The organism is Synechococcus sp. UW179B, from assembly GCF_900474245.1.
GTDB lineage: Bacteria > Cyanobacteriota > Cyanobacteriia > PCC-6307 > Cyanobiaceae > Synechococcus_C.
This window is the reverse complement of the sequence record NZ_UCNZ01000026.1, coordinates 302,022-321,104: the sequence shown is the minus strand read 5'-3', so window position 1 is coordinate 321,104 and position 19,083 is coordinate 302,022. Positions and strand designations below refer to the sequence as shown.

Annotated in this window: 20 protein-coding genes; 6 read left to right on the top strand and 14 right to left on the bottom strand. The window is 52.4% G+C overall.

The features are described 5' to 3' along the window. Window position 1 precedes the first annotated feature (1 nt). Window positions 2–151, top strand: a complete 150-nt coding sequence (locus DXY38_RS13805; RefSeq protein ID WP_159098288.1) for a hypothetical protein — start codon at window positions 2–4, stop codon at window positions 149–151. Next, window positions 138–1,613, top strand: a complete 1,476-nt coding sequence (locus DXY38_RS12805; RefSeq protein ID WP_244279131.1) for a hypothetical protein — start codon at window positions 138–140, stop codon at window positions 1,611–1,613. Before DXY38_RS13805 ends, DXY38_RS12805 begins: the two co-directional genes overlap by 14 nt. On the opposite strand, the gene psb29 is transcribed toward DXY38_RS12805, so the two are convergent. Continuing rightward, window positions 1,565–2,308 (bottom strand): photosystem II biogenesis protein Psp29, encoded by a 744-nt coding sequence (gene psb29, locus DXY38_RS12800; protein WP_115071940.1) that lies wholly within the window; start codon window positions 2,306–2,308, stop codon window positions 1,565–1,567. The two genes, DXY38_RS12805 and psb29, sit on opposite strands and share 49 nt — an antisense overlap. An 81-nt stretch (window positions 2,309–2,389) precedes the next feature. On the opposite strand from psb29, the gene clpP reads away from it, so the two are divergent. Then, the gene (clpP, locus tag DXY38_RS12795) at window positions 2,390–2,980 is read left to right on the top strand and encodes an ATP-dependent Clp endopeptidase proteolytic subunit ClpP (protein ID WP_038013657.1); all 591 of its coding nucleotides are present in this window, start codon (window positions 2,390–2,392) and stop codon (window positions 2,978–2,980) included. An 82-nt stretch (window positions 2,981–3,062) separates the two neighbouring features. Here the strand turns inward: clpP and ftsH are convergent, their stop codons facing one another. The 3 genes from ftsH to pyk all read right to left on the bottom strand — a co-directional run bounded on the left by ftsH (window position 3,063) and on the right by pyk (window position 8,095). Then, a complete protein-coding gene (gene ftsH, locus DXY38_RS12790; RefSeq protein ID WP_006852631.1) occupies window positions 3,063–4,994 on the bottom strand; it encodes an ATP-dependent zinc metalloprotease FtsH in 1,932 nt (643 codons plus the stop codon). Window positions 4,995–5,062: 68 nt separating this feature from the next. Next, entirely contained in the window at window positions 5,063–6,292 is a 1,230-nt protein-coding gene (locus DXY38_RS12785) for an ABC transporter permease (protein WP_115071939.1), read from the bottom strand. Window positions 6,293–6,310: 18 nt separating this feature from the next. Further along, window positions 6,311–8,095: a pyruvate kinase gene (gene pyk / locus DXY38_RS12780; RefSeq protein WP_115071938.1), complete on the bottom strand. Its 1,785-nt coding sequence runs from the start codon at window positions 8,093–8,095 to the stop codon at window positions 6,311–6,313. An 89-nt stretch (window positions 8,096–8,184) separates the two neighbouring features. On the opposite strand from pyk, the gene DXY38_RS12775 reads away from it, so the two are divergent. Beyond that, window positions 8,185–8,514, top strand: coding sequence for a nucleoside triphosphate pyrophosphohydrolase family protein (locus DXY38_RS12775; RefSeq protein ID WP_115071937.1), 330 nt, complete (start codon window positions 8,185–8,187; stop codon window positions 8,512–8,514). A 21-nt stretch (window positions 8,515–8,535) separates the two neighbouring features. Here DXY38_RS12775 and DXY38_RS12770 read toward each other — a convergent pair whose 3' ends face one another. The 3 genes from DXY38_RS12770 to ilvA all read right to left on the bottom strand — a co-directional run bounded on the left by DXY38_RS12770 (window position 8,536) and on the right by ilvA (window position 10,993). Continuing rightward, window positions 8,536–8,838, bottom strand: coding sequence for a YggT family protein (locus DXY38_RS12770; protein ID WP_006852627.1), 303 nt, complete (start codon window positions 8,836–8,838; stop codon window positions 8,536–8,538). A 33-nt stretch (window positions 8,839–8,871) separates the two neighbouring features. Next, window positions 8,872–9,402: an SMC-Scp complex subunit ScpB gene (scpB, locus tag DXY38_RS12765; protein WP_115071936.1), complete on the bottom strand. Its 531-nt coding sequence runs from the start codon at window positions 9,400–9,402 to the stop codon at window positions 8,872–8,874. A gap of 64 nt (window positions 9,403–9,466) precedes the next feature. Beyond that, the gene (ilvA, locus tag DXY38_RS12760; protein WP_115071935.1) at window positions 9,467–10,993 is read right to left on the bottom strand and encodes a threonine ammonia-lyase, biosynthetic; all 1,527 of its coding nucleotides are present in this window, start codon (window positions 10,991–10,993) and stop codon (window positions 9,467–9,469) included. Between the two features lie 79 nt (window positions 10,994–11,072). On the opposite strand from ilvA, the gene dxs reads away from it, so the two are divergent. Continuing rightward, window positions 11,073–13,016: a 1-deoxy-D-xylulose-5-phosphate synthase gene (dxs, locus tag DXY38_RS12755; protein WP_115071934.1), complete on the top strand. Its 1,944-nt coding sequence runs from the start codon at window positions 11,073–11,075 to the stop codon at window positions 13,014–13,016. 57 nt (window positions 13,017–13,073) lie between these two features. Here the strand turns inward: dxs and psaK are convergent, their stop codons facing one another. Genes psaK through DXY38_RS12740 form a run of 3 tightly spaced genes read right to left on the bottom strand, consistent with a single transcriptional unit; the run spans window position 13,074 to window position 14,005 of the window. Then, window positions 13,074–13,331, bottom strand: coding sequence for a photosystem I reaction center subunit PsaK (psaK, locus tag DXY38_RS12750; protein ID WP_006852623.1), 258 nt, complete (start codon window positions 13,329–13,331; stop codon window positions 13,074–13,076). A gap of 33 nt (window positions 13,332–13,364) precedes the next feature. Continuing rightward, complete coding sequence (locus DXY38_RS12745) at window positions 13,365–13,694, bottom strand: DUF3593 domain-containing protein (RefSeq protein WP_115071933.1); 330 nt, start codon at window positions 13,692–13,694, stop codon at window positions 13,365–13,367. After that, window positions 13,691–14,005, bottom strand: a complete 315-nt coding sequence (locus DXY38_RS12740; RefSeq protein WP_115071932.1) for a DUF2499 domain-containing protein — start codon at window positions 14,003–14,005, stop codon at window positions 13,691–13,693. The genes DXY38_RS12745 and DXY38_RS12740 overlap by 4 nt, the downstream gene beginning before the upstream one ends. 72 nt (window positions 14,006–14,077) lie before the next feature. Here DXY38_RS12740 and csaB point away from each other — a divergent pair, with 72 nt between their 5' ends. Further along, a complete protein-coding gene (gene csaB / locus DXY38_RS12735) occupies window positions 14,078–15,172 on the top strand; it encodes a polysaccharide pyruvyl transferase CsaB (RefSeq protein ID WP_115071931.1) in 1,095 nt (364 codons plus the stop codon). Here the strand turns inward: csaB and DXY38_RS12730 are convergent. Genes DXY38_RS12730 through DXY38_RS12715 form a run of 4 tightly spaced genes read right to left on the bottom strand, consistent with a single transcriptional unit; the run spans window position 15,162 to window position 19,082 of the window. Next, window positions 15,162–16,139: an ABC transporter ATP-binding protein gene (locus tag DXY38_RS12730; protein WP_115071930.1), complete on the bottom strand. Its 978-nt coding sequence runs from the start codon at window positions 16,137–16,139 to the stop codon at window positions 15,162–15,164. The genes csaB and DXY38_RS12730 overlap by 11 nt on opposite strands. Continuing rightward, complete coding sequence (locus DXY38_RS12725) at window positions 16,136–16,948, bottom strand: carbohydrate ABC transporter permease (protein WP_115071929.1); 813 nt, start codon at window positions 16,946–16,948, stop codon at window positions 16,136–16,138. The genes DXY38_RS12730 and DXY38_RS12725 overlap by 4 nt, the downstream gene beginning before the upstream one ends. After that, the gene (locus tag DXY38_RS12720) at window positions 16,945–17,826 is read right to left on the bottom strand and encodes a carbohydrate ABC transporter permease (protein ID WP_115071928.1); all 882 of its coding nucleotides are present in this window, start codon (window positions 17,824–17,826) and stop codon (window positions 16,945–16,947) included. The genes DXY38_RS12725 and DXY38_RS12720 overlap by 4 nt, the downstream gene beginning before the upstream one ends. Then, window positions 17,823–19,082, bottom strand: coding sequence for an ABC transporter substrate-binding protein (locus DXY38_RS12715; RefSeq protein ID WP_371411015.1), 1,260 nt, complete (start codon window positions 19,080–19,082; stop codon window positions 17,823–17,825). The genes DXY38_RS12720 and DXY38_RS12715 overlap by 4 nt, the downstream gene beginning before the upstream one ends. Window position 19,083: the final 1 nt, after the last annotated feature.

The following is a 19,083-nucleotide window of genomic DNA, read 5'->3' as shown; positions in this document are numbered from 1 at the left end:
AGTGAACGAAGCACTGCAAGCTCCCATCGTCAGTCAGGGATTGGCGATGACCGCTGCGGTTCTGTTGGTCTTTGTCAGCGTGATAGTCGCTTACCTCTCCACCATCGAGTGGAAAGATCGTCGTCGCAGGCGTTCTCGTGACCGCAACTGACGCACTCCTGAAAATCTCCACATACCGATCCATCGTTCAGTCCCTACCCGTCACTGCATCGGGTTTAGGGACTGTTTTATTGGCAGGTTTGATGGGCGTGATTCTGAATCAGCCATCACGTCAAGACGATGGACCCCCTGCATCACTGGGCCGCATCTCAGGGGCGTTCAGTTTGATGCAGTCGTTTCATGGGGATTCAAAACGACCTGTCCCCAAGCTTTGGAACCAAAGACTGGGTCTCCTCCGTGCTGGCAACTTATGGAAGCGGCAAGGGCGGTCGATCTGGTGGCAGGGTTGGTCAGAAGACGGCGATGCCTATTTGATTCTTCCGGATCAACTGCTCGGCACTGATACGAAAAATCTACGCAAACACCAAGTGTCGGGATTGACGTTGCTTGGCTCCGATGAGCTGCATCGACAACAACTCATCCAAAGACTTGAACGCCAATCCGAGCTGCCTGCTCAACCGAAATCGCTTCAAAAACGCTGTATGCAGCAGCTTGCACAGACTCCAGCCGTGTTTTGGACCAGTGATGCTCTAGCTGCGATCAGCGGAACAACAGCTCCCTTGCTCCAGCAAGGAAGTCACGGCTGCCTTGCCCTTCGCCTTCATGGCAACACACTTCATTGGGGTGGCGTCGTTGGCGATCGCTCGATCGCACTTGCAGCAACCCAACCCAAACAGGGTTGGAATTTTTCAGTGTCTGATCGTCAAAAGCCACCTGACTTTGATAAGGCCAGCCTTCTTGAAGTGCATGGAGCCCGTGTTGATTTGATCCTGGGCACACTGTTGAGTCGCCAAATCATCCAAGAGCCCTTGGAATCTCAGTACGGAGTGAATCAAGCAATCCGATCGAGACTTGCGCTTTCGCCATTTTCACTGCGATTACAGCAGCAAACAAAAGGGGCCTATCGAGCGGGACTCCAATTTCAGGCACCCTTGCCTGGAGGTGCTGCCGCCTGGACAACAGTCTTTGATCGCGTGAGTACCCGTTTAGAAGAACGCGGCTTTCAACGCTCCACGCCATCTCCATCTCAAACGCCAACCTCAAAGCAAGACAAAGACAAAGACAAAAAAACGGATGCTGTGATTTGGAAAGATCAGCGCGAAGGACAAAACAAAATCGTGGGGGGTTGGCGTTGGTTGCAAAAGCCCGGCACGCTGCCCCTTTTGAGTGCCGGACTCGCAAGTCTTCCAGACACAAAACCGTTCTATCAAACACTTCCAGCTGCCAAGGATTCAGCCCTGAAGCTCCATGCCCGACCACGCAATCTCGTTGCATTAGGACTGATGAATGGAGCGTGGCCTGCGCTTCTGAAGCAGGCCGATTCACTCCACCTTCAAATCAAACCGGCGATTGTCTCAGCCAACCTGAAAACATCAGGCCAGCAAGCATGGTGGGAGATCAGTGGTCAGTTAGTGCTCTCGTCCGCAGCTGACCCATCAGAGGAATCAGATTGAGCCGCCTCTGCCTTTGAGTCAATCGCCTGAGAATCAGCCGCCTGACGGTCGCGTTTGCGACGTTCTGCAGCCAAGGTTTCTTCAATGAGTTCCACCGCTTGAGCCATCTTTTCAAGATTGGACGTGTACAAGCTGAGGTCCTTGTCCAAGCGTGGCTTGGAAAGACCTAGTTGCTCTCCAATTTCATGGGCAAGGGTTTTGAGTTCGTCGGGATTTGAGGGCTCACCACCTTGAGCGGATGAGAGCAGACTCAACAAGCCCACAGCCATCAGACGCGAGTAGTGAAATGAATCACCGCCCACACTCGAGATACCGGACGCTAAGGGCTCTGGAGCCCCAGCTCCGCGATTGGAGAGCCATTCACGCACTTCGCTGATGGTGTGACCAGAAACAGCCGAGGTTGAACCCTCTGCCAGCTGTTTCAAAGCCTCCGGATCAAAGCCATTGCTGGAGCAAATGGCCGCATACAGCTCATCGAGGTGTGCTTCCGGTTTGTAGCCCTGTGTGAACGCCTGGAACACCTGACGCAAGCCAACAGCAAACAGGGCATCGCTCTTGAAATGCTGCTGGTGACTAAGAAGATGCAGCTCAACCAGGAGCTCATCAGCCGTTCTCCTGTACAGGGACGGAATCACGTAAGGAAAGGCTGTGTGAAAGGCACGCTTGCTGTCAGCGATCGTCCGTTGATCCGTCAAGGTCCTTCCACCCCACTTTGAATTAAGACCATAGCGCCGCTGATGCCGCCGTTAGGATTGTTCCAACTGGTGCTATGCAACATGATCCCGATCGTGATCGAGGAGTCTGGACGAGGAGAAAGAGCTTTTGATATTTATTCCCGTCTCTTAAGAGAGAGAATCATTTTCTTGGGTGAGCCTGTCACCAGTGATTCCGCCAATCGAATCGTTGCACAGCTGCTATTTCTTGAAGCGGAAGACCCGGAAAAAGAGATCTTCCTATATGTCAATTCTCCAGGTGGCTCGGTTTACGACGGCCTTGGGATTTTTGACACGATGCAGCACATCAAGCCAGATGTGCACACCGTCTGTGTTGGCCTTGCTGCGAGCATGGGGGCCTTCCTGCTTTGCGCCGGTGCAAAAGGAAAGCGCAGCAGCTTGCAGCACTCACGGATCATGATTCACCAGCCCTTAGGTGGTGCAAGTGGTCAGGCCAGTGATATTCGAATCCAAGCCGATGAGATTTTGTTTCTGAAAGATCGCCTGAATCACGAACTCTCGGACCGCACTGGCCAACCCCTAGACAAAATCCAAGCCGATACGGACCGTGATTTCTTTATGTCTCCACAACAGGCGATGGAATATGGCTTGATTGATAACGTGATTGATAAGAGCCCTGTCCGCTCCGTATAAAAAAAGACCCTCATGATGAGGGTCTTTAAACGTTTCAATCAATTATTTGAAGACCAGGCCTTTTAAAGCCTGGTCTTTTTGTTTAGGCAAGCAAAGGGGAGAAACGTTCTTTTTCAGGAATCTCGGCGAATTCAGCGACAACGACACGGAATTCATCACCATCCATGGTTTCCTGCTCGATCAATTGCTCAACCAATTTGTCCATGGCTTGCCGATGCTGACCAACCAGTGCAACGGTTTCTTCGTAGCACTTCATCACGATCAAACGCACCTGCTCATCAATCTGCTTGGAAATGGCATCGGACACATCGCTCCGCGTCATCAGATCACGGCCGAGGAACACTTCCTGACTACCACCCTCTAGGGCCATTGGACCCAACTGGCTCATTCCAAATTGCGTCACCATCTGACGGGCCATCGAGGCCACCATTTGGATATCGCCACCGGCACCGGTGGTGACTTCGGAATGGCCAAACACCACGTCTTCCGCAGCACGACCGCCGAGCGCTCCCATGATGCGCGCTTTGAGTTGGGCACGCGAGACGAGCATCTGCTCTTCATCTGGTGAGAACCAGGTCAAGCCTTGAGCCTGTCCCCTTGGAATCAAAGTGACTTTCTGAACCGGATCGTGATCCTTCACAAGGGTGCCAACCAAGGCATGTCCAACTTCGTGATAAGCGATCAATCTCTTGCTACGGCCATCAGTTAGGGGGTGACCTTCCATTCCAGCAATGATGCGATCGACAGCATCATCAATTTCTGAAATTCCAATACTGTCTTTGCGACGTCTCGCTGTCAGGATCGCCGCTTCATTCAACAAGTTCGCGAGATCTGCTCCTGTAAATCCAGGAGTTCTTCTGGCAATGCTGTCGAGCGTGAGCTGATCGTCAAGTTTTTTGTTTCTTGAATGAACTTCAAGGATGGAAAGACGTCCTTTGATATCGGGCGCATCCACAGTGACTTGTCGGTCAAAACGACCTGGACGCATCAAGGCAGAGTCAAGAACATCAGGCCTGTTTGTAGCCGCAAGAATGATGATTCCGCTATTTCCTTCAAAACCATCCATCTCGGTGAGTAACTGATTCAGCGTTTGCTCTCGCTCATCGTTGCCACCACCAATGCCAGCACCTCGCTGACGACCAACCGCATCAATTTCATCAATAAAGATCAGACATGGGCTGTTTTCTTTCGCCCGTTTGAACAGATCGCGGACACGGCTCGCGCCAACACCCACAAACATTTCTACGAATTCAGAACCTGAAAGCGAGAAGAAAGGAACACCAGCCTCTCCAGCAATGGCCTTTGCAAGCAGGGTTTTGCCTGTGCCGGGAGGGCCTACCAACAACACACCCTTAGGGATTTGAGCACCAACGGAAGTGAAGCGCTCTGGCTGTTTCAAGAAGGTGACCACTTCTTGCAGGTCTTGCTTGGCCTCACTCACACCAGCAACATCGTCAAATTTGACGCCCGTATCGGCCTCCATGGCAAAACGAGCTTTTGTTTTGCCGAACTGCATGGCTTGTCCGGGACCACCAGGCATGGAGTTGCCACGACGAGCCAAAAAGATCAAAGATCCGATCAGCAACAGGGGGAAGAGGAGATTGCCGAGGATGCCAAGGGCAGGAGGAGCTGTCTTCGGTGGATGAATATCGAAGCTGATCCCTTCTTCCTTGAGGGTATTAATCAGTTCGGGAGCCAGTCCAGGGAGGTCAACGCGAAGCCTTTGGACCCGGTTATCAAGATCGGGATCCACCGCTTCGACAACCGCGTTGCGGCCACCGTCATAGATATCAACTGCCGTGACACGACCAGCTTCGACGTAATCCAAGAAACGGCCGTAACTCATCCGAGCTACAGCAGCATTGCGGGGAGCAACAGTGGTGCCTTCGCTGGTGGCAGGACTACTACTGCGCAGGTTATTCAGAGCTCCGCTACCAACCAGCTGCCAAACAAGCAGCAACGCGACGCCTATGGGAAGAATCCAGAGGGCTATCTGACGCCAGCGTTGATTCATGGATTCATCGTGAGTTTCACGACTGTAAGAGTTTCATTACCTAAACCGCTGTTTTAGGGCAAGGTGATTTAAAGGCTTCTTAACGCAACGATCGGATCGAGCATCGCCGCACGCTTGGCAGGCACGACGCCAAAAAAGAGTCCAATCGATCCAGACAGTCCCACGGTGACCAAAATGGTCGAAGCACCAATGGCTGCCGGCAGAGGAGAGAACAAGGCAACCGCGGTCACGGTGCCAAGTCCTACTGCGGTTCCAATCACGCCACCGAGGCTCGCCAACACAAGACTCTCAACCAAAAACTGTCGAAGTACATCGGAACTTCGCGCACCCAAAGCTTTGCGTAAACCAATTTCTTCTGTGCGTTCACTCACCGATACCAACATGATGTTCATGATTCCGATGCCTCCAACGAGCAGCGAAACGCCTCCGATCGCACCGAGCATCAGCGTGAGACCGCCTGTAATCGTGCCAACGATGGTGAGGGCATCTTTTTGAGATCGAACCGCAAAGTCGTCTTTGCGTAAAATGCGATGCCGCTGCCTCAGCAAATTGGTGATTTGAAACTTGGCTGGCCCAGTGCTTTGCTCGTCCTTCGCTTCAACACTGATGAAGCTGAGGCTGACTCCATAGGTCGGATCACGGCCTGTCAAGCGACTCACCATCGTTGTAAGGGGGATGTAGGCGTTTTCGTCCTGGTTTGAACCGAAGACCGCTCCCTTGGGCTCCATCACGCCGATCACACTGAAACTCTGATCTCTGATCCGGATGGTTTGTCCAACCGCTGCACCGGAGGGGAAGAGTTTGTCCCGCAAATCTGGACCAATCACCACAACGGTCTTGGCGCTCTGCTCATCCTCAGCACTGATGAATCGACCCCGGGCAACCTCAAAACTCCGCACCGGTAAAAAGGCCGGTGTGACTCCTGAGATCGAGGCGCTCGTACTCCTCGCTCCCGCCTGAACCACTTCATTGGCTGAGATTTGTGGGGCAACGCGTTTCACGCTTGGCACTTGTGCGGCAATGGCCGTGGCGTCGTCCAGCACCAAGGTGCGGGGAAAGGCCACCCCTTGCCGTCGTGTGTCATTGCTCCCAGGAACCACAAACAACACGTTGGCCCCAAGGCTGCTGAGCTGGTCCTCCGCCAAGTTCTGGGCACCTCGACCCACACCAACCAGGGTGATCACTGAGGCATTACCAATCACGATGCCCAGCATCGTGAGCAAACTGCGTAACCGATTTGCCTTAAGGGTGGTGAGAGCCATGCCGACGGTGTCGGCAAGAGGCAGCTTGCTGGCCATGAACGTTTAAGACCAAATTCAGAGCATGGTGTCTAATTTCATCGCCATGTTGCTGCCGGTACCGCGATGGACCACTCCATCTTTCACGTGCAAGGTCACGACTTCGCCTTCTCTGAGATCTCGCGTGGCATTGGCCACCCCCGTAATCACAGGAACGCCTAAGCGTTTGGCGATAACCGCTGCGTGGGAGTCTTCGCCCGGTTTTTCTGTGATCACTGCTGCAGCGTCACGGATGCCGTCGAGGTAGTCGGCGGAGGTGTCGTGAGCCACAAGGATGTCACCAGGTTCGAGCCGGGCGCAATCACTGGCAGACATCGCAATCCGAACTTTCCCACTCACAGAGCCACTGCCGAAGCCCGTGCCACGACCAAGCACAGCACTCACGATTCCCACCTTGATCAGATCGGTGGAGCCACTAATTCCAGCAAGGGTTCCTGCTGTTTGCACGCAAAGATCACCGTCTTTCACCACGCCGAGCTCTTGGGCATAAGCCATCGCCAAGGTGAAGGTCGCCGTGGTGCTCTTCTGGGTTTCGATCAGCAGAGGCGTCACGCCCCAAACCAGTTGAAGTTTGCGCGCCACATTGACTTCGCTGGTGATCGCAAGGATCGGCGTTGAAGGCCTGAATTTGCTCACGTTATGGGCGGTGGCCCCGCTTTTGGTGAGAGGCAAAATCGCCGCGGCGTTGAGCTGGCGAGCAATGCTGCTCACGGCCCCACTAATCGCGTTTGGGATCGTGCTCGGCAGATGGGTATCAATGGGCCGTTGGGGGTAATCGCGCTCGATCCTTCTGGCGATCGTCGCCATCGTCTCAACAGCCTCCACGGGAAAGTCTCCTACCGCAGTCTCATTCGAGAGCATCACTGCATCCGTGCCATCCAAAATGGCGTTGGCGACGTCGCTGACCTCGGCGCGCGTAGGCCTAGGGCTGGAGGCCATCGAATCGAGCATCTGGGTCGCCGTGATGATCGGAATCCCAAGGCTGTTGGCTTTGTGGATCAGATCCTTTTGAAGAAGCGGAACTTCCTCAGCAGGCATCTCAACCCCCAGGTCACCGCGGGCCACCATCACGCCATCGCAAAGAGGCAAGATCGCGTCAATCTGATCAATCGCCTCGAACTTCTCGATTTTTGCGACCACTGGAGTGGTGTAACCATGCTTACGAATCAGTTCTCTGATCTCCTGCATGTCAGAGGGGTTGCGCACGAAGCTGAGCGCGACCCAATCCACACCCTGCTGAAGACCAAAGGCGAGATCTTGACGGTCTTTTGTGGTGAGCGCTCGGACCGAGAGCTGCACATCCGGGAAGTTCACCCCCTTGTTGTTGGAGAGCACACCAGGAACGGTGACCGAGCAGTGGAGGGTCTGGTCAACAGAATCCACCCTCTCAACTTTCATCTCGACGCGACCATCATCGAGAAGGATGCGACTTCCAGCGGTGACTTCTTCGGCCAGCTTGTCGTAGGTGACGGTGGCCACCGTCTGATTGCAACGCACTTGCTTCGCCGTCAGCGCAAATTGATCACCTTTCGCGAGCGTGATCGGACCGTCTTCGAAGCGGCCTAAGCGTATTTTCGGACCCTGAAGATCTTGAAGAATGCCGATGTGGGCTCCCAATTCATGGGCCACCTGACGAATCGTGGCAATCCTCTCAGCGTGCTCGCTGTGGTCCCCATGGGAGAAGTTCAGTCGGAACGTGGTCGCTCCAGCTTGAATTAATTGACGGATGCCCTCAGGACTCTCCGTTGCGGGCCCGATGGTGGCCACGATCTTGGTTCTACGGGTTAGATCGATCTGGGCCATCCACAGGTCTTGAAGCTTGCGGAATCTACCGTCTTGCCCTTTTGGACTCGAAAACTTGTTGGATGATGACTCTCTTCCACATGATTCGTATGGACCTGAACACCTATCAGGCTGCTGCTCGGGAGACAGCTCTCTATCCAGATGCTGGAAGCAATCCCATCTACCCAACCCTGGGCTTGAGTGGTGAAGCGGGGGAAGTCGCGGACAAAGTCAAAAAGGTGCTGCGCGATCGCCATGGGCACTTTGATGATGAAGTCAGAGCCGAGATCGCTTTGGAGCTGGGCGATGTGCTCTGGTACGTGGCTCAACTGGCCAGCGAAATGGGCTACGACCTGGAGGATGTGGCCAACAAAAATCTCAGCAAATTGCGTGACCGCTCTGCGCGAGGGCAATTGCAAGGCAGTGGCGATCACCGCTGAGCTGATCGCTGGCCGTCACCCTTAGCCGTAGTTGCCAAATCCACCGGCGAACGCATAGCTGGCTGAAACCAAGAGCTGCTGCATCAAGCTCAGGGCCACGAACGCCAGAATCGCGGAGAGGTCCAAACCTCCCAGCGGGGGGATCAGGCCACGAAAGGCATTGAGGTAAGGATCAGTGATCGAGCTCACAGTGCTGAGCACTGGATTCCCCATATCCACATTCGGAAACCAGGTGAGAAGGACGCGAACGATCAAGACGAAGGAATAAATCTGCAGGGTCTGGGCAATGATCTGCAGAAAGGTGGAAACAAAACTCAAATCCATCGGTGCCTTTCAAGCGTGAATACTGAATGAACTTTATGCAGCCTGATCAGGTTCTGAGATCCCTCTATCAGGAAGCACAGAAAATGTGCGGTGAAACTTTTCAGAAAGGCTGAGCCAATAGGAACGCCCTTCGCTTTGGCGTTTGCGTTCAATGAAGTTCTGACTGAGCAGCTCCTTGATGTGGTCGTAGGCGCCTGATCCCCTTAACTCAACCAGTTCCGACTGAAGGATCCGTCGTTTCAAAGCAATCGTTGCCAGCGTTCTCAGCGTTGCCGTGGAGAGGTTCACCGGTAAGAGATTGCGCACCAGTTCCCCAAGACCAGCACGCAGCTGAAGGCTGTAACGACCGCTGTTTTCATGGATTTCTAAGGCCGTATCCCGTTGGGCATAACCAGCAACCAACGCGAGCAGACCCTGTTCCGTTTCTTGTTCACTGGCGTCGGCCAACTCGGCCAGCTCCGCAGTGGAAAGGGCTTTGCCTTTCAGATAAAGAATCGCCTCCAAGCGAGCTGGAAGGGAGAGATTGAATTCCTGCATGTTGCTTCGCTCTAATTCTTGTGCCATGAACTCCCCCTAGGCACGGGCATTCAAAGTAACGCTGGTGCATGGTTTGGCCATGCATCCCTCCTCATCCACCCAGAAAGAGTTGATAAGCCGGGTTACTCGTTTCTTCCCAACTGATGTAACCAAGGTCGCGCAGGAAGGCTTGCCAGGCCTCCCGATCATCTGTATTGACAAGAACACCCACCACGATCCGACCCACATCAGCTCCATGGTTTCGGTAGTGAAAAATGCTGATGCTCCAGTCGCGATGCAAGGCCGTGACGAAACGCATTAAGGCCCCTGGCCGCTCTGGGAACTCAAAGCGATAAAGCAGCTCCTGCACATTGCTGGCTGTAGACGTTGCCGGCAATCGGCCTCCGACCATGTGCCGGAGATGCACCTTGGACAGTTCATCGTCACTGAGATCGAGGCAGGCATAGCCATGGGTCTGGAGATGACCGATCAAAGACGATCGGTCATCGGGTCCGCTCACCTGAACGCCCATAAAAATGTGGGCCTGTTCACCAGCTCCCATGCGATAAGAAAATTCAGTGAGGCTGCGATCTGCAAGCAATTCACAGAGACAGCGAAGACTCCCTGGCCGTTCTGGGATTTCTACGGCGAGCATCGCTTCGCGTTCTTCACCCAGTTCGGCCCGTTCAGCCACAAAGCGCAGGCGCGCAAAATTGATGTTCGCTCCACAGGCAACAGCCACCAGATTTTGGTTTTGCAGCGACCTTCGGCTCACATCAGCCTTGAGACCGGCAACAGCAAGGGCACCTGCGGGTTCAAGAATGGAGCGGGTGTCTTCGAAAACATCTTTGATGGCCGCACAGATTTCGTCGGTGCTCACGGTGACGATGTCATCCACATACTTTTGGGCCAAAGCAAAGGTGTGCTCCCCCACCTCGCGAACAGCCACACCATCTGCAAACAGTCCCACCTGGGGCAGTCGGATGCGTTCACCAGCCTCTAATGACAGGGTCATGGCGGCGGCATCATGGGGTTCAACGCCGATGATTTGAACGTCAGGCCAGAGACTTTTCACATACACGGCGATCCCGCCGATCAAACCACCCCCCCCCACAGCCACATAGATCGCATCGGGTGGTTGGTGGCACTGACGCAGGATTTCCATGCCCACGGTTCCCTGGCCAGCAATCACCTCTGGATCGTCAAAGGGATGGATAAAACAGAGATGTTCCGCTTCGCTGCGGGACCTGGCTTCGGCATAGGCCTCGTCGTAGGTCTCGCCATGGAGAACCACCTCGGCTCCCAGCTGGCGTACAGCATCGACCTTGACGCCAGGAGTTGTCACGGGCATCACGATCACGGCTCTACAGCCGAGGTGGGATGCGCTGAGAGCCACCCCTTGTGCGTGATTTCCAGCACTAGAGGCAATAACTCCGAGTTTCAGCTCAGCCTCAGAGAGCTGAGCCATGCGGTTGTAGGCACCACGCAACTTGAAGGAAAAAACGGGTTGCAGGTCTTCCCGTTTCAACCAAATGCTGTTGCTCAGCCTTCGGCTCAGGTTGTTGGCGAGTTCTAAAGGGGTTTCCCGGGCCACGTCATAGACACGGGCGCGCAGGATCCTCGGCAAGTAATGATCCATCCCTGCAGTCTGACAACTGCTCAACATCGCGAAGGGTCGGTACGGCCCGTAGATTGAATGGATAGGTCTGGGGATGGGTATGCAACTGAGCGAATTGACCCATCCCAATAAGCTGCACGGGCTGTCTGAAGCGCAGCTTGAGGATGTGGCCAAACAGATTCGTGAACGCCATTTAGAGGTGGTGTCCAACAGTGGTGGGCATCTTGGGCCTGGATTAGGCGTTGTTGAATTAACCCTGGCGCTGTACCAAACGCTTGACCTTGACCAAGACAAGGTGGTGTGGGATGTAGGGCATCAGGCTTATCCGCACAAATTGATTACAGGTCGATATGGAAACTTCGACTCCCTGCGTCAACAGGGAGGAGTGGCCGGTTATCTGAAGAGAACGGAAAGTCGTTTTGATCATTTCGGTGCTGGGCACGCGAGCACATCCATTTCGGCAGCCCTCGGAATGGCCATGGCCCGTGATCGGCAAGGTCTTGATTACAAATGCGTTGCGGTGATTGGTGATGGGGCCCTCACCGGTGGCATGGCCCTGGAGGCGATTAACCATGCCGGTCATCTGCCATCCACTCCACTGCTCGTTGTTCTGAATGACAACGACATGTCGATCTCTCCACCTGTTGGTGCGCTATCGACCTATCTCAACCGGATGCGCTTAAGCCCGCCTCTTCAATTCTTGTCTGGAAGCGTCGAAGAGAGCGTGCGCCATCTCCCCTTCATGGGCGGAGAAATTCCACCGGAACTCAATCGTCTCAAAGAGAGCATGCGCCGGCTGGCGGTTCCCAAAGTTGGTGCTGTGTTTGAGGAACTTGGTTTCACCTACATGGGTCCGATCGATGGTCACGACATTGGCGAAATGACGCGAACCTTCCAGGCCGCTCATCGCGTCGGGGGTCCGGTGATGGTTCATGTTGTTACAAAAAAAGGCAAGGGCTACCCCTACGCAGAAGCCGATCAAGTTGGGTACCACGCCCAGTCAGCCTTCAACCTCAGTACAGGCAAAGCAAGGCCGAGCAAAACCCCCAAACCACCGAGTTACAGCAAGGTGTTTGGACAAACGCTTGTCAAACTCTGCGAACAGAACCCAAGGGTGGTTGGGATCACAGCTGCCATGGCAACGGGAACGGGTTTAGACATCCTTCAAAAAGCGTTACCCGAGCAATACATCGACGTCGGCATTGCTGAGCAGCATGCCGTGACCCTGTCGGCTGGCATGGCTTGCGACGGACTCAGGCCTGTTGTGGCGATTTACAGCACGTTTTTACAGAGAGCCTTTGACCAGCTCATTCACGATGTGGGGATTCAAAAACTGCCGGTGACCTTTGTTTTGGATAGGGCAGGCATTGTTGGGGCCGATGGTCCGACCCACCAAGGGCAGTACGACATCAGCTACATGCGTGCAATTCCTAATTTCACCGTGATGGCACCCAAGGATGAAGCTGAGCTTCAGAGGATGTTGGTGACGTGTCTCAACCATGACGGCCCCACGGCTCTGAGAATTCCTCGCGGTCCCGGTGAAGGGGTACCCCTCATGGAAGAAGGCTGGGAAGCCCTTCCCATTGGTTGTGGTGAGGTCGTACGTGAAGGCCATGATGTTTTGGTGGTGGCCTATGGAGCCATGGTTCCGAAGGCAGTAGCCACCGCGAAATGCTTGTCCGCTGTAGGTGTTGAGGCTGCGGTCATCAACGCGCGTTATCTACGCCCGCTGGATGAAGCCCTCATTCATCCCATGGCCGAGAAGATTGGCAAGATCATCACGATGGAAGAGGCTGCATTGCCGGGCGGCTTTGGCTCAGCCGTTCTTGAATCTCTCCAGGAGAAGGGGTTAGCCATTCCCATGCTCCGCATTGGCATTCCTGACCAACTGGTGGATCATGCAACTCCCCAGCAGAGTTTCGAAGCCTTGGGTTTGACACCGGATCAAATGGCCGTCCGGATCAAGCAGCATTTCCAGCTGCAAACAACGGGCTCGCTCAAGCTCGAAGAAAAAAAGCCAGCTGAAATGACGTCAGCTGGCTGAAGTGTGGTGAACAAAGGCAGCGCTTCTGCCTTTGTTCAGCGGATGATCAAGGGAAATTTAAAGAACGCCTCGAGCGGCGAGTCCTTGGATGGCGCCGATGCCAATGATGTGCCCCAGGCTTGTGGTGGCAAGCATGCTGCCGTGACTCATACCCCCAAAGAAATTGGCGCCGGGCAGTTTGAGACCCACGTTTTGATGCTTAATCGTGGCTTTGCCAATCCCGATGGCGATGACATTGCAGACCACCATCACAAGGGCAACCTTGGGTGACCAGGAAACAGTGGCGGGAGCAATAGCCAGAAGAGGAGTGAACATGCAGCGCAACAAGCGACACCTCATCTTCCGAGGTCATCGCCCCAAGATCTCCTCCTCGTAAGAGTTATTCACTGGCTCTTTGGATTTTGTGCGAAGCAAACCGGCAACAATGCAGGCATTACTCAACGTGAGGAAGGCTTCCGCACCTCCATGAAGCCAATCCACAGCGACCAATTCAGAGTCGTAACGAACAAGAGCAAACACCGCCGCCGCAATCGTGACAGCAACGAACAACAGGGTGAGCTGAAAACCAAGAACGGTCAATTTTGGGAGTTGCTGGCTGCGCCCAAGGTGAAACAGAAACACCAAATAAGGAAGCAGGGACAGGGCAAACAGGGGGGCTGGATCAAAGTTCGATGTCATCCCTTCACCTTCATATCCACCGGTGCGTCGCGTTGCAGATTCCAGGCAGCAATCGCCAGGGTGACGTTTCCAAGGAGGGTTGTACTGGCCTGCAACGTAACGAGCCAGCGAAGACTCTCAGCATTGTCATAGAGGTGCCAAGTGCATGCAGCCATGGCGCTGATCAGCGCCGGAATCATGGCTGCAGAGAGCCAGATCATGCTCATCTGAGAGCCGCGTGATCCACGCTGAGCGATCAACACCATCGCCAACAGCCACTCAAAGACAGAAGCCACATGAATCCACCATGTGCCAAGCGAAAGGGCATGCATGCAGTACAACCGAGCGATTCACCAACGTAAGCGCCCTAAGCGCTGATAATGAGGGTAAGCATGGTGTTGTGAATGTCTGGGCTGGCTCCGTCTTTCTCGCCTAGGCGCATTCTCCTCTGTGGCTATTACGGAGAACACAACCTTGGCGATGACGCCCTGCTTGAGGTGTTGAACAAGCAGTTGCCCGAGGGCTGGCAACCCTTGATTACAGCCCACGATGCATCGGCGGTTCAAACGCTTGTTCCGAATGCAACTGTCGTGAACAGGAGGTCACTAAAACACGTCTTGAAGAGCATTCAACACGTCCAGGGGGTGGTGCTGGGAGGCGGAAGCCTGCTCCAAGACAGCACAAGTTTTCGAAGCCTTCTTTATTACATCGTTTTGATTGTGGTGGCACGAGCAAAACGCAAGCCCGTCTTGCTATGGGGGCAAGGTCTCGGACCGCTCAAGCATCCATGCAGCCGCTTTCTCGTGGGCCTTGTTCTCAACGGTGCAACTTCCATTACCTGGAGAGACACAGCATCCATACAACTGGCCAAGCAACTGGGAATCAAAACGACGATGTCAGTGGCTCCCGATCCGGTCTGGACCCATCAGATGAATGAACACAAAGGGGGAGGAAATATTGTGCTGTGTTGGCGACCAAGCCAATTGTTAACAGACGCTGGATGGTCAGTCCTACTGCAAGGCGTCGATTATTTGAGCAAAAGCAGCAATCGATCGGTCACATGGTTGGCCTTTCATGCCAATCAAGATGTCAACTTGCTGCAAACACTGACAGAGAAAGGCTTGGTACCGAATACCTTGGCGGCAAATTCAGAGACTGTTGTTGCAGAAAATATCGAGCATGCAGAACAGATATTTAGTGAGGCAAGTCTCGTAATAGCCATGCGATTACATGCCTTAATTTTAGCGATTGTCAATCAATGTCCAACAGCAGGACTCAGCTATGATCCAAAAGTAGAAGCAGCAGCACGTACGGCTGATGTGCCTTGGTTTGATCTGTCACACCTACCAAGCCTAGAAATATTGCTGCAACAATGGCAAACATGCATGAAAAATCCTCCGTCCAAGAGCCATCTTCATAGCATCAGAACACAATCCTACGAACACGAAAAGGTACTCAGGTTATCCTTGAGCAGACTAGAAAAGAACATCAATATTTAGAAAGACGACAGCCACTCTCTTCATCAAAATGATACTCATCTGAAGAGTTCCAGGAAACGAAAGGTGTCTCAGGAATTTCAACACTCGTTGAACAGGATAATCTCAACTGACCTTGAGGAGAGTCAAGGTAGAGAAGCTGAGAACTACCGAGCCATTCACGGGAAATTAATTTGCAAGGCAGACCCTCCTTGGCAAAGAAAAGAGCCTCAGGTCTCACAGCACACACAACCCCATTTTTTGGCGAAAGACAATTGATTTGAGGACGACCAATAAATTTGGCAATGAACAAAGTTTCAGGACGATGATAAAGATCTGCAGGAGTGGCAACCTGTTGAATGCGCCCAGAGTGGAGAACAGCAATACGATCAGCAATCGCCATCGCTTCATGCTGATCATGCGTGACATGGATCACTGGTTTTTGACGATTAAGTACGAGGCGACGAAGTTCTGGCCGTAACTCTTCGCGCAGTTGAGCATCCAAATTGCTCATAGGCTCATCGAGCAGATACACATCTGGATCGCGTAACAAAGCCCTGGCTAACGCCACCCGTTGCCTTTGACCTCCAGACAACTGAGCAGGCAACACATCTGCATGCTGTTGCAGTTGAACAAGATCAAGCATGTCTTGAATCCGTTGCAGCCGTTCAGCAGGATCGACGCCTCGTACGCGAAGACCTAGTTCCAAGTTTGCCATCACACTCAAATGTGGAAGCAAGGCATAACTTTGAAAAACCATTCCCACAGCTCTCTGAGCAGCTGTGGCATGCGTAACGTTGGCTTGATCAAGAATGATCTCGCCTTCAGAAACAGGATCAAGGCCAGCAATGAGGCGCAGGGTTGTACTTTTACCACATCCAGATGGACCAACTAAGGCAACACATTCACCGTTATCAACATGAAGATTGAGATGACGAACGATCCATTGTTGTCCAACACGACGACCTAAATTTTGGATTTGAAGAGTCATCCTTTTACAGCTCCGCTAGTAAGACCAGAAACAATCGGTTTTTGAAAGATCAAAACGAGTAAGACCAAGGGGATGGAGCCGAGCACGGTTGCTGCTGCATAAGCACCATAAGGAACAGAATAAATGGAAGAACCAGCAATTCTGGCCATGGCAACGGGCAACGTTAATTTATTAGAATCACTAATCCAAGTTAAAGCGATAGGATACTCATTCCAAGAGAAAAGAAACACCAGAATGGCCGTACTCGCAGTCGCAGGGGAAATCAAAGGGATCAAGATCCAACGGAATCTTTGAAACAATGAAAGGCCTTCGAGCTTTGCCGCATCCTCTAATTCCGGTGGCAAATCACTGAACGCACTATTCAATAGAAGAATGGCAAGAGGTTGAGAAAGTGCTGCGTAGGGGAGGCTTAACGCTAAGAGCTGGTTGCCCAGATTCAAAACACGCGCTAATTCAAGCAAGGCCAAGAACAACAGCACGTAAGGAAACAGAGCAGCACCGACAAGAGCCAATCGACTCAACATGGATACCTTTCTGGGAATCCGATTTAATGCATAGGCAGCAGGGAGAGCGAGCAGTAAACAAAGAAATGTACTAGATACGCCCACAATCAAACTATTAACGAGATATCGCCAAAACGGTGGATCAGCCGATAAAACATTCTGATAATGAACAAGAGTCCAGCGGTGGTCGATGGAAGCAAAGGGTTGTGTAAGAGCTTGATCACTACAGAGGGATGTGTAAACCTGCCAGAGCAAGGGGCCTAACGACCAAAACAAGAGCAGTCCAACAAGAAAACGACGGTTCATGACTTAACGACCTCCTGTGACTTTGAATGCGTAGGAATAAGAATTTGCAAAACAATCCAAGCAAGAATACAAAGAAGGCTGATAAGTATAAAACTAGCCATTATAATCGTTGCACTATAGCCAAAGTCTAAAAACCTTAGGGCATTCCAATAAGCATATAAGGCAACACTTTCAGTACTACTCGCAGGTCCACCACCTGTAAGAACTTGGATTAGATCAAACACACCAAAGGCTTGTGCAAGTCTAAAAAGTAAGGCAAGTAGGATGTACGGACGAAGCAAGGGAAGCGTGATACGTCGCAAGCAAATAAACGCATTGCCGCCCTCGAGACGCACGGCTTCATAAAGGTCCACTGGAATCGTCTGCAATCCAGCCAACAAAATCAATGCAGCAAAGGGCGTCGTCTTCCAAACATCAGCCCATACGGTTGCCATCCATGTGAGTCTTGGGTCACCGAGAATATTCAGTGATCCCAACCCAACGATTCTGGTGAAGTGATCAACCGGTCCATAAGGAGTATTAAAAATCCAGCGCCACCCAAGTGCCATCACAGTGGTAGGGAGTGCCCAAGGAATCAGGGCAACGGTTCTTACAACATCTCGTCCTCGCCAGCGCTGATCCAGGAGGAGAGCAATCATGAGGGCAAGAACGAGCTCAAGACCAACAGACACTCCGGAAAAACGCAGGGTTTGCCCAAGATCCTGCCAATAGCGTTGATCCTGAAGCAATCGCAGCCAATTCGCACCACCATTGGGGATCGCGATTAGCCCGGTAATAACAGAGTCGGCATGAAAACTAAGCCATGCATAACGCAGCAAGGGACCAACAAAGACAACAACAAGCAGCAGAAGTGCTGGAAGTAACAGAAAAGCGATCATGGCTGATCTCCTGCTGAGATCAGGATTTGCCTGGTGTTATCTGTTGCCACATCCATCCCTGCCTTGGGTGTCTGTTCATGCGTGAGAACACTGCTGAGTTGGCGTTGCAAAACATCACTAAGTTGAGCATACAGAGGAGTTTCTGGTCTTGGCTTAACAACGTTCAAGGCCTTCTGAAAATCTTCGAGTATTGGAGATTCGGTTAGCAATTGTGAATCATCAAAAACAGCTTGTTGTGTTGGTGTATATCCATATTGGAGATACAGCTGCTTTTGAGCAACGTCAGTCGTTAGGAAACGGATCGCTTCAATCGAAGCATCCACATGCTTAGAACCTTTCAAAACCGTCAGCCCCCAGCTCCCAAGGGTTGAAGTGGCATAGCCAGGCTTGGCCACCATCGTTGTGATACCAACGTTCCCCTTCACAGCGCTGTCGGATTTTTGCAGTTCAGCCCAGGCGTAGGGCCAATTTCGCATAAAAGCTGCATCACCAACTTTGAAACTCTGTAGAGCCTCAGGTTCTGCATAATTGGTAACGGCCTTTGGGCTAACACCACGATCAATAAGCCCTTGCAACCAAGCTGCAGCTTCTACACCTGGATCCAAATCTAAACCAATTTGATTATCAGTAGGTTGCAACCAATCACCACCAAAGCCATCAATCATTTCCAAATAGACACAACTAAGCCCCTCATATTGTCTGCCTTGCCAGACATAACCCCAATCAATTTTTTTATCTTTCTGAAGAGTTTGAGAGATTAAAACCAATTCATCCGGTGTTTCTGGTGGTTTATCCATCAGATCCGTTCTGTAATAAAGCAATCCCATATCTGAGGTCATAGGCCAGCGATAAAGATGACCGTCATAGGAGTTTCCCTCGCGAGCACCCATCGCTAATGAATCCAAATCATCTTGATTGAAAAACCCCTCAAGAGGTTCCATCCAGCCAGCTGCAGCATACTTAGGTAGCCATGTCACATCCATGAGCAAGCCATCAAAAGGTGCTTTGCCTAAAAGCAAGCTACTAATGGCTAAATCAGAAATAGCTTCTGTTTCTAAGGGGCCCCGAATAACTTTTAGATGAATTTCTCCGCGATGCTCCCTATTGAATTGCTTGACCAAATCTTGTGTCGCATCGGCGAAGGGAGCAGCCATCAAAAAAGAAACTGATTCAATCGATCTTGCTTGGACTAGCCCAATGCAGGCAGTACAAACCAATACAACAGAGAGAGAAACAAGAACCCTGCGCAAGAACATA